The organism is Halomonas sp. A3H3, from assembly GCF_000982975.1.
In the GTDB taxonomy this organism is placed as follows: Bacteria; Pseudomonadota; Gammaproteobacteria; order Pseudomonadales; family Halomonadaceae; genus Vreelandella; species Vreelandella titanicae.
Map to the genome: position 1 here is coordinate 3580909 of NZ_HG423343.1, position 13613 is coordinate 3594521.

Annotated in this window: 13 protein-coding genes; 5 read left to right on the plus strand and 8 right to left on the minus strand. The window is 52.4% G+C overall.

The annotated features are described in order from the left end of the window. Positions 1–38 precede the first annotated feature (38 nt). The 3 genes from HALA3H3_RS15960 to HALA3H3_RS15970 are packed head-to-tail and all read right to left on the minus strand — an operon-like array spanning position 39 to position 4552. Complete coding sequence (locus HALA3H3_RS15960) at positions 39–2879, minus strand: bifunctional diguanylate cyclase/phosphodiesterase (RefSeq protein ID WP_022522578.1); 2841 nt, start codon at positions 2877–2879, stop codon at positions 39–41. Positions 2880–2913: 34 nt separating this feature from the next. Then, positions 2914–4140, minus strand: coding sequence for a hypothetical protein (locus HALA3H3_RS15965; protein WP_022522579.1), 1227 nt, complete (start codon positions 4138–4140; stop codon positions 2914–2916). Then, positions 4109–4552: a hypothetical protein gene (locus tag HALA3H3_RS15970; protein ID WP_022522580.1), complete on the minus strand. Its 444-nt coding sequence runs from the start codon at positions 4550–4552 to the stop codon at positions 4109–4111. The genes HALA3H3_RS15965 and HALA3H3_RS15970 overlap by 32 nt, the downstream gene beginning before the upstream one ends. Before the next feature lie 381 nt (positions 4553–4933). On the opposite strand from HALA3H3_RS15970, the gene HALA3H3_RS15975 reads away from it, so the two are divergent. After that, on the plus strand, positions 4934–5827 hold the full coding sequence (locus HALA3H3_RS15975; protein ID WP_022522582.1) for a dihydrodipicolinate synthase family protein: 894 nt from the start codon (positions 4934–4936) through the stop codon (positions 5825–5827). A 57-nt stretch (positions 5828–5884) separates the two neighbouring features. On the opposite strand, the gene HALA3H3_RS15980 is transcribed toward HALA3H3_RS15975, so the two are convergent. Both HALA3H3_RS15980 and HALA3H3_RS15985 read right to left on the minus strand, forming a co-directional pair. Further along, entirely contained in the window at positions 5885–6820 is a 936-nt protein-coding gene (locus HALA3H3_RS15980) for a glycerophosphodiester phosphodiesterase family protein (protein WP_009287588.1), read from the minus strand. A 149-nt stretch (positions 6821–6969) separates the two neighbouring features. Next, positions 6970–7512 (minus strand): P-loop NTPase family protein, encoded by a 543-nt coding sequence (locus tag HALA3H3_RS15985; RefSeq protein WP_022522583.1) that lies wholly within the window; start codon positions 7510–7512, stop codon positions 6970–6972. 106 nt (positions 7513–7618) lie between these two features. Between HALA3H3_RS15985 and HALA3H3_RS27425 the strand changes: the two genes are divergently transcribed. Next, positions 7619–7768 (plus strand): PQQ-dependent sugar dehydrogenase, encoded by a 150-nt coding sequence (locus HALA3H3_RS27425; RefSeq protein WP_233974233.1) that lies wholly within the window; start codon positions 7619–7621, stop codon positions 7766–7768. A 179-nt stretch (positions 7769–7947) separates the two neighbouring features. Further along, the gene (locus tag HALA3H3_RS15990) at positions 7948–8637 is read left to right on the plus strand and encodes a VIT1/CCC1 transporter family protein (protein ID WP_009287590.1); all 690 of its coding nucleotides are present in this window, start codon (positions 7948–7950) and stop codon (positions 8635–8637) included. Positions 8638–8759: 122 nt separating this feature from the next. Here HALA3H3_RS15990 and HALA3H3_RS15995 read toward each other — a convergent pair whose 3' ends face one another. Next, a complete protein-coding gene (locus HALA3H3_RS15995) occupies positions 8760–9140 on the minus strand; it encodes a hypothetical protein (RefSeq protein WP_022522585.1) in 381 nt (126 codons plus the stop codon). A 443-nt stretch (positions 9141–9583) separates the two neighbouring features. On the opposite strand from HALA3H3_RS15995, the gene HALA3H3_RS16000 reads away from it, so the two are divergent. Then, complete coding sequence (locus HALA3H3_RS16000) at positions 9584–10213, plus strand: SDR family oxidoreductase (protein ID WP_022522588.1); 630 nt, start codon at positions 9584–9586, stop codon at positions 10211–10213. Positions 10214–10243: 30 nt separating this feature from the next. On the opposite strand, the gene HALA3H3_RS16005 is transcribed toward HALA3H3_RS16000, so the two are convergent. Continuing rightward, the gene (locus HALA3H3_RS16005) at positions 10244–11638 is read right to left on the minus strand and encodes an SLC13 family permease (RefSeq protein ID WP_022522589.1); all 1395 of its coding nucleotides are present in this window, start codon (positions 11636–11638) and stop codon (positions 10244–10246) included. 90 nt (positions 11639–11728) lie between these two features. Between HALA3H3_RS16005 and HALA3H3_RS16010 the strand changes: the two genes are divergently transcribed. After that, positions 11729–12529 (plus strand): AraC family transcriptional regulator, encoded by an 801-nt coding sequence (locus tag HALA3H3_RS16010; protein ID WP_009287591.1) that lies wholly within the window; start codon positions 11729–11731, stop codon positions 12527–12529. Positions 12530–12602: 73 nt separating this feature from the next. Here the strand turns inward: HALA3H3_RS16010 and HALA3H3_RS16015 are convergent, their stop codons facing one another. Next, complete coding sequence (locus tag HALA3H3_RS16015) at positions 12603–13586, minus strand: aldo/keto reductase (protein WP_022522591.1); 984 nt, start codon at positions 13584–13586, stop codon at positions 12603–12605. Between the last annotated feature and the right edge of the window lie 27 nt (positions 13587–13613).

Genomic DNA, 13613 nt, shown 5'->3' on the forward strand with positions numbered 1-13613 from the left:
CCCTATTTAAATCCAGAGTTAAGTATAAACGGTATCCATTATTGAGCACTAATTCCACTAAATGCTTCGATGATTTTTATAGGCCTGCCTAAATGAAACCCTTGACCATAAGTTATCCCATAGGCCTTTAGTATTGGCAATAGCGCTTCTTGATCAACGAATTCAGCAATGGTTTGCTTGCCAAAACCTTTAGCGATGTCGGCAATAGCACGAACAATGACGCGGCTGTCAGCGCTAATCAGCAGGCTGCGAATAAAGGAACCATCTATTTTAATATAGTCGACGGGTAACTGCCCAAGGTAGTGAAAACTACTAAAGCCTACTCCAAAGTCGTCCAGTGCGATACGGCAACCCAGGTCGCGTACTGCTTGTAGTACGCCACGGGCAGTAGAAAAATCGGTTACCGCGGCAGTTTCCGTTACTTCCAATATAAGGTGGTGAGGATCAGCGCCGCTAGCCGTCAGCTCGTCTGCCAAGTATTGTTTCAACCCTCCGTCGTGAAGAGACTGACCCGAAAGGTTAACTGCCAGAGTGATACCTCGATCCTGCAATTGGCTAAGTGCTTTTAAACTGTGTCGCAATACCCAGCGGTCGATTAAAATAATCTGCCCGCTTTGTTCGGCAATAGGAATAAAGTGCGCGGGAGAAATTAGGCTCCCATCTGCGTCGCGCATTCTTAGCAACACCTCGTGGTGTTTTACGTCTTGATCTTCCAAACGCATGATGGGCTGCACCATCAACTCGAAGCTATCCTCCTCAAGCGCATTGTGTATGCGTTCAACCCAGTAGACTCGTGCTTGCAGTTCGTCTTTGGCATTCTCCGACTTGGAAAGTAAATGCCAGTGCTGAAGGCCACTCTCCTTCGCTTTGTACATTGCCACATCAGCGCTAGCCATTAGGTCAGCAGGCGTATTGCCGTGGGTTGGAAACAGGGCAATACCAATACTGGCCGTTACTCGATGCCGCCGCTCACCCACAACGAAGCCGATACCGTCTAATAGTTGGACAATATATTGCGCGACACTGACGGCTTGATCGGCGTTGGTATCTTCTAATAGGAGGGAGTATTCGTCGCCACCTAGGCGTGCAATAACGCCACGGGGGCCAAGGTTGCGGAAGAGGGTGTCAGCCACTTCACGAAGCAATTTGTCGCCTACATGGTGGCCACTTAGCTCGTTAACCTCCTTGAACTGATTCAAATCAAGTAGCAATACTGCCCCTTTTGTCTTCGATGGGCGTTCAAGGGCGGTTTGCAGTGCATGTTGGAAGAAGCGCCGGTTGTAAAGTTCCGTTAGCGGGTCACGTTCGGCCAGCCACGTTAGCCGAGCTTCGGCCGCCTTACGTTCGGTAATATCCAGACCAACCGATATACGTGACACCTTGCCGTCATTACCCGTTTGTAACGGCGCATGGTACCAAGCGATAGTATGAGTCCTGTGATCGGGCGTACGGAGTGTTTTCTCCTCTTGCTGGGGATGGGAGAACGTATTCACCTTGGTAGAGGCACCTGCCTCGAATACATCAACAAAATGACGCCCGAGTAGCGAAGCTTCAGTAAGTCCTAGCATCAACTGGGTATACTCATTGACCAAGCTAATTCGTCCAGTGTCATCCTGGGCAATGATAAATACCTGGGCCGTATCCAGCAGGCCATTAACGAAATCTCGCTCTTTGGCTAGCTCCCCAATGCGCACGGCTAGTTGGTCACCGCGCTCTTGTACTTCACTCTCTAACAATTCAAGTTGGCGTGAAAGCTCAAGGGTAATGCTCTCAAGTACATCGATCTCGTCGGGAATGCGGCGGCGGTGGTTGGGAATGGCGGCGTGTATATCGCTAAATTTTCCGTCAGCTAGGGCAGGAAGCAATCCAGCGACTCTACGCAGTCGAGCCATTGGGCCCAGCAGTATGACCAATAGCAGTAGTTCAGCGGCAATCCAGCCGAGTACGCCTACGAACAAGAGTGTGCGAGTATCCTGGTTAATTGCCTTAATTTGCTCGGTAATGTCTGATATCAGCAGCAAGTATCCGATATTGCTACGTTCATTATCCTCTTCCATGCGTACTGCGCTGAGTTCTAAATGTCTGCCATCATGTTCAAGATTTAATGGTGTTTCCATTAAACGGCGAACAGGAGCTGTATCTGACGCTCGCTGCAAAGGTGCTAGGGTTTGCTCTTCGCTTGTGAGGGCTAGCAGTTGACCATTCCATGATTTTAGCTCTCGAGTTGCTGTCATCCCGCTATCTTCAGTGGGCCCGGTGACAAGTAGTGCGACTTCACTGCCAGATACCTCCTTGGCCTGCCGAGTGACATCGGCTAGCGAGCGGGTCAGTACGACCATACCAACGCTTTCTCCCGCCACTAGCACCGGCACGGCAGCGAACTGTTGGCAGCTAGCTGAACAACGCAATGTAGTGAGTGGCTGCTCGGTGTGCATCACCCGCCTGATCCAACTCAGAATGGGAAGCTGCGTTTGTGTATTGCCGGTGCCCCAATTACCCAAGATTTGCCCCTGGGTATTAATAATTAATATTTCATCGATACCCGCCTCAAGCTGTAGAGCGGGCCACTGGGAGTCTAGTGCTTGCTCAACTGCGGCGGTATTACCTGCTTGCAAGGGCGAGCCTAAGCTTGCCGAGGCCGCGGTTAACCCTGCCAACTGACGTAAATTTTCCGATGAGCGAACTAGCGCTAAACGAATTTCTCGCTGTTGGCGTTCATAGTGCTGGCTTCGGCTTTCTTGAAACTGACGGGTAAGATTGTCGTGGCCTAGCCAGGTAAAGAGCGTTACCAGCGCCAGCAGCAGCAGGCTACTTAACGCGATGACCCGCCATGTCAGGCTAAGGCGTTGGGGCGTTCGGAAAAGGGTAAATGGTTTCATCGCGGTAGCGTCCTAGCCAGGATCGAGGTAAACGTCAGAAGCGCAGCGATAATTGAAACAACCACATGCTCCATCTTCTGCTGGTCGCTGATGAATCTGGATTATCCTGAATAGGCAGCCAACCCGTGCCATCGACATGGTGGTATTCACCTGCCAGCATGACTTGAGGGTGCGGCGTCCACTGCAGGCCAACGGTTAGGTCATCTGCGAATTGGGTATGGGCTGGAACGCTTCCCCCTGTACTCGCCTCGAAAGATTTACCGTTGCGGTCTGCGCGGTTGCTGGTAAGGCTGTCATAACGCATTAACCACTGCCAGTCATTTGCAAAACGCCGAGCGTATTGGATATACCAACTTTCCCCTGTCGTGTCGAAGTTTACAGAAGACTGGTTGAAGTTTTTTAACCCTGAACGGCGCAGTGCGTATTCAGTCGTTACACTCCAGAGTTCTTGATTGTATTGGAGTGAAAATACCCAGGGTGTAAAATAAAAATCTCCGTCGCTGACACCTGATTGATGTGACTCTATTTGGGATCTCACGTTGGCATTGCTAATCGCTGCAACGACACGACCTCCATCATGTTCATAACGAACTTGGGCAATCGTAGACTGCTGAGGATCGAAGGTGCCTGATATACGCTGAAGTTGAAGCGTATCGCTTAAATCGTCACCAGCCTGAGGCTTTCCTAAGCCAAACTGTCCTCGTAGTACTCCGTTGCTTAATCTCTGTTCCAAATAGAACGTTAGGCCGTCACCTGTGAGAGCCATTGAGCGTGTTCGGTCAAAATAGATAGACTGAGGCAGTAAGATGCTGGGACGGGTAAATGCCACATCGCGGGTTTGATTATAAAATCCAAAAGGATTTTTAATCCGACCAAGCTGAACACCAAACGTACGCCCTTGGTCAGAAATCATTTGGTAATCAATGAGACCGTAATCCAGTTTAGGTTCTGCGTCGCTGCTATTGCCTCCAGCTCGACGACTTAGCACCTGAGCAGCAACGAGTACATCCTGATGGGGGCGTAAGGAGACGTTGAGGCCAATTTCGGTAAATTCTATGCTGCCTTCATCCTGGCTGCTCTGACCAAAAAAGTTGTTATTGTCAGTCACGACCAGCGCCTGACTAAGAAAGCCATGTACCTGTAAAGTATCCAGAGCGTGTTCGTCGCTTTGGGCGGGAGCAGATAAACCCATTACAACGGTGCCTAGCAAAGCGGCAAGGGCTCTGCATTCATTCCATCGAAATGACTTGGACTCTATCATCCAGATACTCCCTTTCAAGATACCCAATGGCACCCGGCGTTGAGGCGACGCGCTCGCGCATCTCTTCCTGGTCATTTACTCGGTCGGGGGCTTGACCGGTACCTGAAAAAACCATGCGATCCCAGGCTAATTGAAGTTGGTGCGGGTAAACCGCCAACTGCTCTTTGGTAAAGCGAGCATGTACTGGGTTGTTGTTACTTAAAACGAAAACCCTAACCGCTTGACCATCCGGCCAGGTGCGTTGGCGCATGGCGAAAATCGCGCGGGTAGTATCACGGTTCAGCCAGTGGGTAGTGACGTCAGGGTGAGCCACTAAAAAAAGCGGCGCTTCTCGAGCGATGGCATTCGTTGTTGCGAAAGCGAGCCCCACCAACACAATAAAAGTAGTCGCTGCCAGTAAGGCCAATCGCATTAGAGAGCCGCTTATAATGGGTAATGGCATTGGTAGTGGCTTACTGGTTGATTGATGAACGCCAGGTTCACCCGCGGTGCCGTTCTGCTCTGCGCTGAAAATGTGTATGTATTGATGACGTGTTCTCCCTCGCAGCACTAACGAGACTGTTTTTATATTCAGTCATGATGGTATGACTGAAAGATACACATCTAAAGCAACTGTGCCGTATCGATACGGCGTATACGCAAACACTACATCAATTCAAGAAAAATAACAGAAAGTTATGTCAACGAATAACGAGGATAAGCTGTGGCTATTCCATTACCGTATGCTTGTACATAATAGCTAATCGTCTGTGCGACACTGCGAATGCCATCCATCTTAAAAGGATCATCCACCATGTTCACCGGCCTAAGTGCATTCCCGCTAACCCCCATGAACGAGCAGGGCATTAATGAGTATGAGTTTGTCCGTTTAGTTGCTTATTTAGCTGAGGCAGCGGTGGATTCCATTGGCGTGCTGGGCTCGACCGGTAGCTACGCCTATTTAAACCGTGATGAGCGCGCCCGTGTTATTCAGCTTAGCGTTGAAAATGCAGTTGGCGCGCCTGTCATTGCAGGCATTGGGGCGCTACGTACTCGTGATGTGCTGGCTAATGCAGAACGCGCTCAGCAGGCAGGTGCCAGCGGCGTGCTGCTAGCGCCGGTCTCCTACCAAAAGCTCACCGACGACGAGGTCTTCGATCTATACGCCACGGTTTGCCAATCGCTGAGTGTGCCGCTCTGCGTGTACGATAACCCTGGCACAACCCATTTTGAATTTAGCGATGAGCTGCATGGGCGAATCGCCCAACTGCCCCAGGTTCGCTCTATCAAAATTCCGCCGGTGAACAATGATATTGACTCTGCAAAGGAGCGAGTGACTGGGTTGCGCAAGCTGATCCCCGCTGATGTCACTATCGGCATCAGCGGCGACGCGGCAGCAGCCACCGGTCTAAATGCAGGATGTGATGCCTGGTATTCCGTTATCGGCGGGTTATACCCTAGAGCAGCGCTGGCGATAACCCGAGCTGCTCAGGCGGGGGATGTTCAACAGGCCAAGGCGCTTTCAGACGGCCTTGAGCCGCTGTGGGCACTCTACCGTGAATACGGCGGTAGCCTGCGAGTGGCGGCTACCATTGCAGAAATCACCGGGAAGGTGAGTCAGCCCTGCTTGCCCCAGCCGCTTAAAACGCTGCAAGCGGGCGATCGTAAAAGAGTAGAGCAGGTACTGGGGCAGCTTGGGCTTGAGTAAAACCTTATTATAAAAACGCCCGGCCAAGGCCGGGCGTAATATGCCATTAAACGATGGTTACTCAACGAGCTTAAGCAAGCGATCTGGATAATTTGTGAACAGGCCGTTTGCGCCCATTTCCATCAAACGCTCCATCTCATCGGTTTCATTGACGGTGTAAACGTGCACCGGCAGGCCATTTTCATTTGCTTGACGAATAAAGTCGGCATCGATGACTTCTTGGCCTTCGTAGATATAGTTAGTTCCGATTCCTGACGCGTATTCCGCTACCGCCTGGAAGTCTTCATCATTAATCTCTGCTGGGCCCGGTGTCACACCAGTCCACTCCACTAAACGCGATTCGTCCTCTTCACTGGGGTAGTACCAAACGAGCTGGATTAGCGGAATGTCATCGTTTAGTTCCTGCACTTTTAACAGGCTCTCCTGCTCGAAAGACTGCACTAATACTCGGCCACTCTCGACCATGTCGTACTCTTCCAGCGTTTTTACCAGGGCTTCTTCCAAGCCTGGGTTTAGCTGCGGTGACTTGGTTTCAATGTAGTAGCGAGCATCGTGACCGAAACGCTCGAAAAGCTCATCCAGCGTGAGGATCTGTGCCCCTGCAAAGTCCGCGTCTGCTTTATCAGCATTGGCTTCATTGAACCAAGAGCCGGTATCCAGCGCTTTCAGCTCTTCCATGGTGTAGTCGTTAATCTTGCCTTCACCATCGCTGGTGCGGTCAATGGCGTCATCATGAAATACCACGACTTCACCATCGGCGGTGATTTGGGCGTCCAGCTCTAAGTAGTCGACATTCCACTCATGGGCCAATTCATAGGCCGCCATGGTGCTTTCCGGCGCGTGGCCGCTGGCCCCGCGGTGGGCGATCACTTGGAATGACTCAAGCTCTTTGAGCTGCTCCTCCAACGGTGTGGACTCCGCCAGCGCGGTGGTTGTGGCAGCACCAGCAAAAAGCCCCAGTGACATTGCGGCGAATAGCGAATGACGTTGCATTAAAGCACCTTAATTGAATGTTCGTTCAATAAGCGTACATGGCCTGGAGCGTTAAAGCCAAGTGACGAGAACTGTTCGGTGATTCATCGAGAGCCGAAGAGAGCAGCCATCAAGCGAATACGCAGTGGGGCTATATAGTCACCTAAGGGCTAGGTACCCACGTTGAGACTCTTCACCAACGCTTGCGCTTCTTTTATAGAGGTCAAACGTATAAATTGAATAGGCGCATAGCGTGGATTCACCATATCGGCAAAGTAGCGTTTACGGTTTTGCCGCCACGTTTTTAGTGACCATAGCAGAACCGAATCACGGCTTAGAAATGTTTTGCGGAAGCTTTCGTGATTACCTGTACCGGGCCAAAGCTCCTCTTGGCTGATGATGCGTTTAACAGCACGGGTGAGGGCTTGGCTAAATACTCGCCAAAAGGGGTAGTCGATCCACACCACCATATCCACTTCGCGCCACTTTATATGCCGAGTACGGTCAAAATTACCGTCCAGTATCCACTCTTGAGGTGAGGCTGCTAAAGCCTCTTCCAGCTCGGCGAAGAACTCATCGTCCGGTGCTCCTTGCCAGTTAGCGCGCCAGAATAATTGATCAAGCTGGACGCATGGGGCGTTCAAGGCATCTGCGAGCTGCTTTGCAAGGGTACTTTTGCCACTGCCACTCGTACCAACCACATTAATTTTCATGGGAGTTCTCTTTAGGTGGCGCGACATTTTAATAAGTGCTCAAAGAGGCAGCAAGCGCACCATACGGCGTCAATGAGTACCCTGGTACCGTACCACCACTTTTAGAATGGACGCCCTCTATTGCCCCTCGGGGATAGCGCTTTACAGCGGCGAGCTGTTCCCGCAGTGGCAGGGCGATATACTGATAGGAGCGCTGGTAAATAAGAGGTGCGCCGGGTACGTTTATCTAACAATGGCCGCGAAGCCAGCGATGTAGAAGGCCTGTTTGGTGAGCTAGACGAGCGTATAAGAGATGTGCGGGTAAGGCCCAGAAGGTGAAGTGTACCTACTTACCGACAGCTCCGAGGGCAGGCTACTTCGAGTAGTGCCAGCAAAATAGTTCATGACCTTAGATGCTATTGTTGGCTTGGATGCGCCTCACAGAAAGGAAAGCCCATGATCCATTCAGAGCACCATCGATCTCACCGTTCCGGCTGGCTGCGTGCCGCTGTGATGGGCGCCAACGATGGCATCGTTTCTACTAGCAGTTTAATACTGGGGGTAGCCGCAGCCAATACCACTCAAAGCGGTATTATGCTGGCGGGTATTGCGGGCCTGGTGGCTGGCGCAATGTCGATGGCAGCGGGGGAGTATGTTTCGGTAAGCTCTCAGTCGGACACTGAAAATGCTGATCTCGATATCGAACGCAAAGCATTGGCAGAGCACTATGAACTAGAGCAGGAAGAGCTTGCCGCTATCTATGAAACGCGCGGCTTGACGCCCGAGCTGGCGCGGCAAGTCGCCGAACAGCTGATGAGCAACGATGCCCTGGGTGCCCATGCACGGGATGAAATTGGCATCACTGATACTGGTCAAGCGCGCCCGCTTCAAGCAGCCCTCTCATCAGCAGCGACCTTTACCACGGGCGCGCTGTTGCCGCTGTTGGTCGCCTGGTGGGCACCATCATCATTATTGACTCCTCTGGTAGCGCTGTTTTCACTGCTCTTCCTGGCTTTGTTGGGTGCTCTTGCGGCTCGAGTGGGCGGTGCACCTATCTTGAAAGCTGCAGCAAGAGTGATGTTCTGGGGCGCGCTTGCAATGGCGTTAACTTCTGCCATAGGGCGTGTGTTTGGGGTTGTGGCTTGAGTGCGTGAGCGCTGAATGTAGTGTTCTTGTCGAAAAGCTGGATTTCAGCGAGAAGCTTTTAGATGCACCACCAACATCCAGCTCGCGTATCTCTGGCAATTATCGACGTTGAAGTTCTTAGGTCAGACTGCAGCATTGCTGCGGCCAGAAGCCTCAATAATCTCATGGTGTATGCGTTGCTGCTGCTCAACTGAGAGGTTTTCGTACGAACAACCAAATAGTTGCTGAGCGTATCGCACGAAAAGAGCAGCAAGGCTAGGTGGTGTTTTTTTTATTTGCTCTGCTCTCGCCAGCCCCTGCACACTTGTCAGTTTCCTATACTCATCCATGACTTGGTTGCGCATCGCATGACAGTACTCTGCTGCCTCAAGATAACTGATTCTGCCTGCTGAGATGTCTGCTTTAGCCGTCGAAGAAATACGCTGAATTTGCGATATATAACGTGCTCGGGTATGAGCATCGTTATTCGCATCAACACCGACACTGCGTTCTGCCTCGGTCATAGAGCCCCTCCTGGTAACGACTAGGCGCAAAGCGCTCACTGATTCATTATAGCTTTACCATCTCAAGTTTTACGCTTAAGCCATTCTGCCAGCGGCTCGCTGCGGGGCCATCGGCTTGCTCCGCCGGTTCAATCACCGAGTCATATATTCGCGACAACCTAACCGACGGTGCGAAAGGCCAGGTTCACAACTCCCGCAAGCATGTCTATCGCTTTAAAAAACCGTTAGATAGATCACTCGTGCTTGATGACACCCTGATGATAATTCACCCCAGCGTAAAAGCCCGCTATGAGCGCGACGCTAACTACCGGCCTCTCTACTTAAAAGCGTTGGTGGAAGAGTTCGGGTGGCAGGGGCTCACTGTGGGTAAGTGATCAGTACGGGTTGAATTTCGCCTAAGTGCCTGCATTGATAGAAGGATAAGCAATTCACAAGGAGTCGTTATGACAACGTTAGTGATTGGCGCGAATGGACAGATTGGCAAGCAGTTTTGCGAACTGGCCCAAAAAGCGGGTACGCCTATCAAGGCGATGATTCGCAGTGAAGAGCAGGCAGCCTGGTTCAAAGAGCACGGCATTGATACCGTGGTCGCCGATTTAGAAGGTGAGTTTGAGCACGCCTTTGACGGCTGCGACCAAGTGGTCTTCACTGCGGGGTCAGGGCCCCACACCGGGCCGGATAAAACCCTGATGATTGACCTTTTTGGCGCCATTCGTACCGTCGATATCGCCAAGCAAAAAGGTCTCTCCCGCTACATCATGATCAGCGCTATGCGGGCAGAAAATCCTATGGAAGCGCCCGAAAAGCTGCGCCCCTATATGGCTGCTAAATTTGCCGCCGATGCCCACCTTCGCAACAGCGGTATGCCCTACGTTATTCTCAAGCCAGGGCGTTTGACCGACGAAACCGCCAGCCAGCAGTTTGCCAGTTCACTGGATGAAGCAGGTGACAACCAAATCTCACGAGCCAACGTGGCCCATGCGTTACTTCACGCTGTGCAAAAGCCCGATTTGGTCAATCAAGAGTATCTGCTGCTGGATGGCAAACGCTCGATTGGTGAGATTATTCAGTAGTAGCGTCTTGCACGGAAGTTATCTGGCGGCTTAATTCACCCACCCCAACAATCGCCACCAAAGGTAGTCTAATGGCATCAATAGAAAGATCGTTATCAGCGCTAACGGGATGATAATCTTCAATAATTGGCTAAGGGGCTCTTTAGATAGCTGCATTGCCATAATCAGCGGCGCCACCTGATAAGGAAAGATTACCGTAGAAAAGCCGACGACCTGAGTCATCAATACGGCGGGTAGAGAGAGCCCTGAGGCGCCAGCGAGTTCTGCTGCCATGGGGGAAAGTACGGTAGGAACACTGGGGGTGGTGGCCACTACTCCCGTCAGGGTGGCCATCAGTGACAGCGATATAAAGTCCCCAAAACTGCCGCCATTGTCGGTTTCCATCAGTTGGGTAAAGCCTTGGCCCACAGCACTGCCAATGCCTGAAACGTTGACGAGTGTACCCAATCCCAGTGCCGCGGCCACAAATATCACAGTGCCAAAATCTACCACTGTGTTGAATGACTTCGGGTCTACGGCACCAGCCTTTGGCATCATTAGCACTACCGCCGCTACGAGTCCCACCCACGCCGGGTTTGCGCCGTGTAGTGTATCTGTTACCCAGAGGAGCAGGGTAATGCCCATGACTACAGCTACCTTTTTTTGCTGTGTAGCAGCACTGGTTGTTTTGATCGTCTCGATGGGCAGTTGGCATTGTGGTGCGATGCGAGCGGGAAATACCACGAGTACCAGTACCACGATTAAGATCGATTTCAGCATTCCCAGAATGGGAAAATGCAGTAGTAGATACTCCGCATAGCCAATATGAATGCCATACAGACTTTCACTCGACCCTGCCAAAATCATATTAGGGAGGTTGGATGGAAGCACCGCAAAACTTGGCATGTTACAAGCGGCAGCAAGAGCGGTGGCTACGCCCAGGCGTCCAGCACTACCCGGCTCAAAGCCCACTCGTTCGGCTAGCGCTAAGCCGATAGGGATCAATACCACTGCTCGCCCCCCGGAAGAAGGCATCACAAACCCCAATGCCATAGCGGTAAACACTAACCCGCCAATCAACTTCGGGTAGCTTGCGGTGAGGAGCGGCGACAGCACTGCTGCTAGCCGATCGCCAAGCTTGCTAGATGTAATGGCTGAGCCAATGACAAATCCTGAGATAACCATCCACACGGCTGTCGAGCCAAACCCAGCGAATAGTTGCTCCGGCGGGAGCAAGCCGAATACGCTAACCAGCGCGAAAAATAGCAAACCGGTTAGGAAGGGAGGCAGCACGCCGGTACTCCATAGAACCAGCGTAATTACTACCACACTAGCGGCGTAAGAAAATGCTGTGGGATGGGGCGCTATGGGAAAAAGTGTCAGTAGCAAAGCGGCCAGCAAGGCCGTTGCCACCATGGCATGAGAGAAACTAAGCGAGCGAAGCATGGCGAGACCCTAGCTGTGGTGAGCCAATTGCGCGGTGCGCGCAGCTGGGCCTACAATAGTTTCTGTATGCTGACGTGTTAAGGGTAAGATGTGACAATAAATAGCGATAATGCGACAATGTCGCTGCCCAGTGATATAGCGTTCATCCTTGACCCTGCTCGTCCTGTATTGACCCATGCTCGCAGTATGCAGGCGGAAACCGGTGTCTTGCCTCACGCCCACCCACGCGGGCAATTGCTGTGGGCCAAGCAGGGTGTGCTGCGCGTTACTAGTGAACAGGCGGTGTGGGTTGTACCCTCTACCCACGGTGTATGGATACCCGGTAACTGCAACCACCAAGTGAGCTGCGAAACGCTGGTGGAAACCCGCAATCTCTACATTGACCCTACTTACCCGGTACGCGATCAGGACACCCAGGTGGTGATGGTGGCGATGACCGCGTTGATGCGCGAGATTGTGCTCAGGCTAAACGATTCTCCGAAGTGTAGCGGCGATGCCAGTACCGCTCGCCTAGGCTTAGTCGCTATTGATGAGCTCAATAGCCTATCCGCCGCGGACTTGTCGCTACCTGCTGGTACTGACCCGCGGTTGCGGCGCATTATTAGCCACATGGTTAGCCACCCAGACACCCGGCATATATTGGGCGAGCTGGCCAGCTTAGCTGGGGCTAGCGTGCGCACCTTGGAGCGGTTATTCAAGTCCGAAACCGGGTTGACCTTTCGTCAGTGGCGCACCCGTTTCAAGCTGATGAACGCGCTCGAAGCCTTGGATAGAGGCGAAAGTTCAACCGCTGTGGCCTATACGGTAGGTTATAAAAGCACCAGCAGTTTTGTGGCTGCCTTCAAAGCAGAGTTTGGCTATACACCCCAAGTCCACGCTCGCCGACTGTGACCTGACCCACGTCAAGACGTCAACAGACCCTAGCAACATATTGCTAGGGCATGGCGGACAACAGGCCCTTAACTCATGAATTCACCCCCTTCATGCCCTCCGGTGTATAGCGCTCGCCGATGACAGGAAGGCGAGCAGTGGCCGCCTCAAGTTGTTGCTGCTCATCAGTGGTCAGGGTGATGGACGCCGCTGCTGCATTCTCTTCAAGGTAGCGCAACCGTTTGGTGCCCGGAATCGGTACGATGTTGTCGCCTTTGGATAGCAGCCAGGCCAGCGAGAGCTGCGCAGGGGTGCAGCCTTTGAGTGCTGCCATGTCACCAATCACCTCCGCGATTCGGCGGTTAGAGTCCATGGCCTGTTCAGAGAAGCGCGGCAGGTTAGAACGAAAATCGTCTTCGCCGAAATCAGCGTTTTCTTGAAACCTGCCCGTTAAAAAACCTCGGCCGAGAGGAGAGTAGGGCACGAAGCCGATGCCGAGCTCCTTGCAGGTGGGCAGTACCGCTTGCTCCACGTCCCGTGTCCAGAGCGAGTATTCGGTTTGAACCGCCGTCACCGGGTGCACGGCGTGTGCGCGGCGCAGGGTCTCGTCGCTAACCTCGCAGAGGCCAATGTGGGCAATTTTTCCCTCTTTAACCAGTTGTGCCAAGCCCTCCATGGTCTCTTCGATAGGGGTTTCCGGGTTAACGCGGTGAACGTAGTAGAGATCGATCTGTTCGATGCCCAGCCGCTTTAGCGACGCCTCGCAAGCTTGGCGGGCATAATGGGCGCTGCTATCCAGGCTACGCTGATACTCACCAGGGTTGCGAACAATGCCGAATTTGGTGGCGATACGTACGTTTGGCTTATGGCTGGCAAGAAAACGGCCAATCAGCTCCTCGTTATGGTGTGGCCCGTACATATCCGCCGTGTCAAAAAAGTCGATTCCCAGCTCCACCGCACGAGCCAACACCCGAAGCGATTCGCTATCGTCTCGGGGGCCGTAAAACTCGCTCATTCCCATGCAACCTAAGCCTATGGCGGAAACGGATAGGTCGGTTCCGAGAGTGCGTTTTTGCATGCTATGTCTCCTGTCATTACTTACGAA

What these genes read in the sequence shown, in the direction of transcription:
- HALA3H3_RS15960 (WP_022522578.1), bottom strand. Translation starts at nt 2,879, where the DNA reads ATGAAACCATTTACCCTTTTCCGAACGCCCCAACGCCTTAGCCTGACA.
- HALA3H3_RS15965 (WP_022522579.1), bottom strand. Translation starts at nt 4,140, where the DNA reads ATGATAGAGTCCAAGTCATTTCGATGGAATGAATGCAGAGCCCTTGCC.
- HALA3H3_RS15970 (WP_022522580.1), bottom strand. Translation starts at nt 4,552, where the DNA reads ATGCGATTGGCCTTACTGGCAGCGACTACTTTTATTGTGTTGGTGGGG.
- HALA3H3_RS15975 (WP_022522582.1), top strand. Translation starts at nt 4,934, where the DNA reads ATGTTCACCGGCCTAAGTGCATTCCCGCTAACCCCCATGAACGAGCAG.
- HALA3H3_RS15980 (WP_009287588.1), bottom strand. Translation starts at nt 6,820, where the DNA reads ATGCAACGTCATTCGCTATTCGCCGCAATGTCACTGGGGCTTTTTGCT.
- HALA3H3_RS15985 (WP_022522583.1), bottom strand. Translation starts at nt 7,512, where the DNA reads ATGAAAATTAATGTGGTTGGTACGAGTGGCAGTGGCAAAAGTACCCTT.
- HALA3H3_RS27425 (WP_233974233.1), top strand. Translation starts at nt 7,619, where the DNA reads ATGGACGCCCTCTATTGCCCCTCGGGGATAGCGCTTTACAGCGGCGAG.
- HALA3H3_RS15990 (WP_009287590.1), top strand. Translation starts at nt 7,948, where the DNA reads ATGATCCATTCAGAGCACCATCGATCTCACCGTTCCGGCTGGCTGCGT.
- HALA3H3_RS15995 (WP_022522585.1), bottom strand. Translation starts at nt 9,140, where the DNA reads ATGACCGAGGCAGAACGCAGTGTCGGTGTTGATGCGAATAACGATGCT.
- HALA3H3_RS16000 (WP_022522588.1), top strand. Translation starts at nt 9,584, where the DNA reads ATGACAACGTTAGTGATTGGCGCGAATGGACAGATTGGCAAGCAGTTT.
- HALA3H3_RS16005 (WP_022522589.1), bottom strand. Translation starts at nt 11,638, where the DNA reads ATGCTTCGCTCGCTTAGTTTCTCTCATGCCATGGTGGCAACGGCCTTG.
- HALA3H3_RS16015 (WP_022522591.1), bottom strand. Translation starts at nt 13,586, where the DNA reads ATGCAAAAACGCACTCTCGGAACCGACCTATCCGTTTCCGCCATAGGC.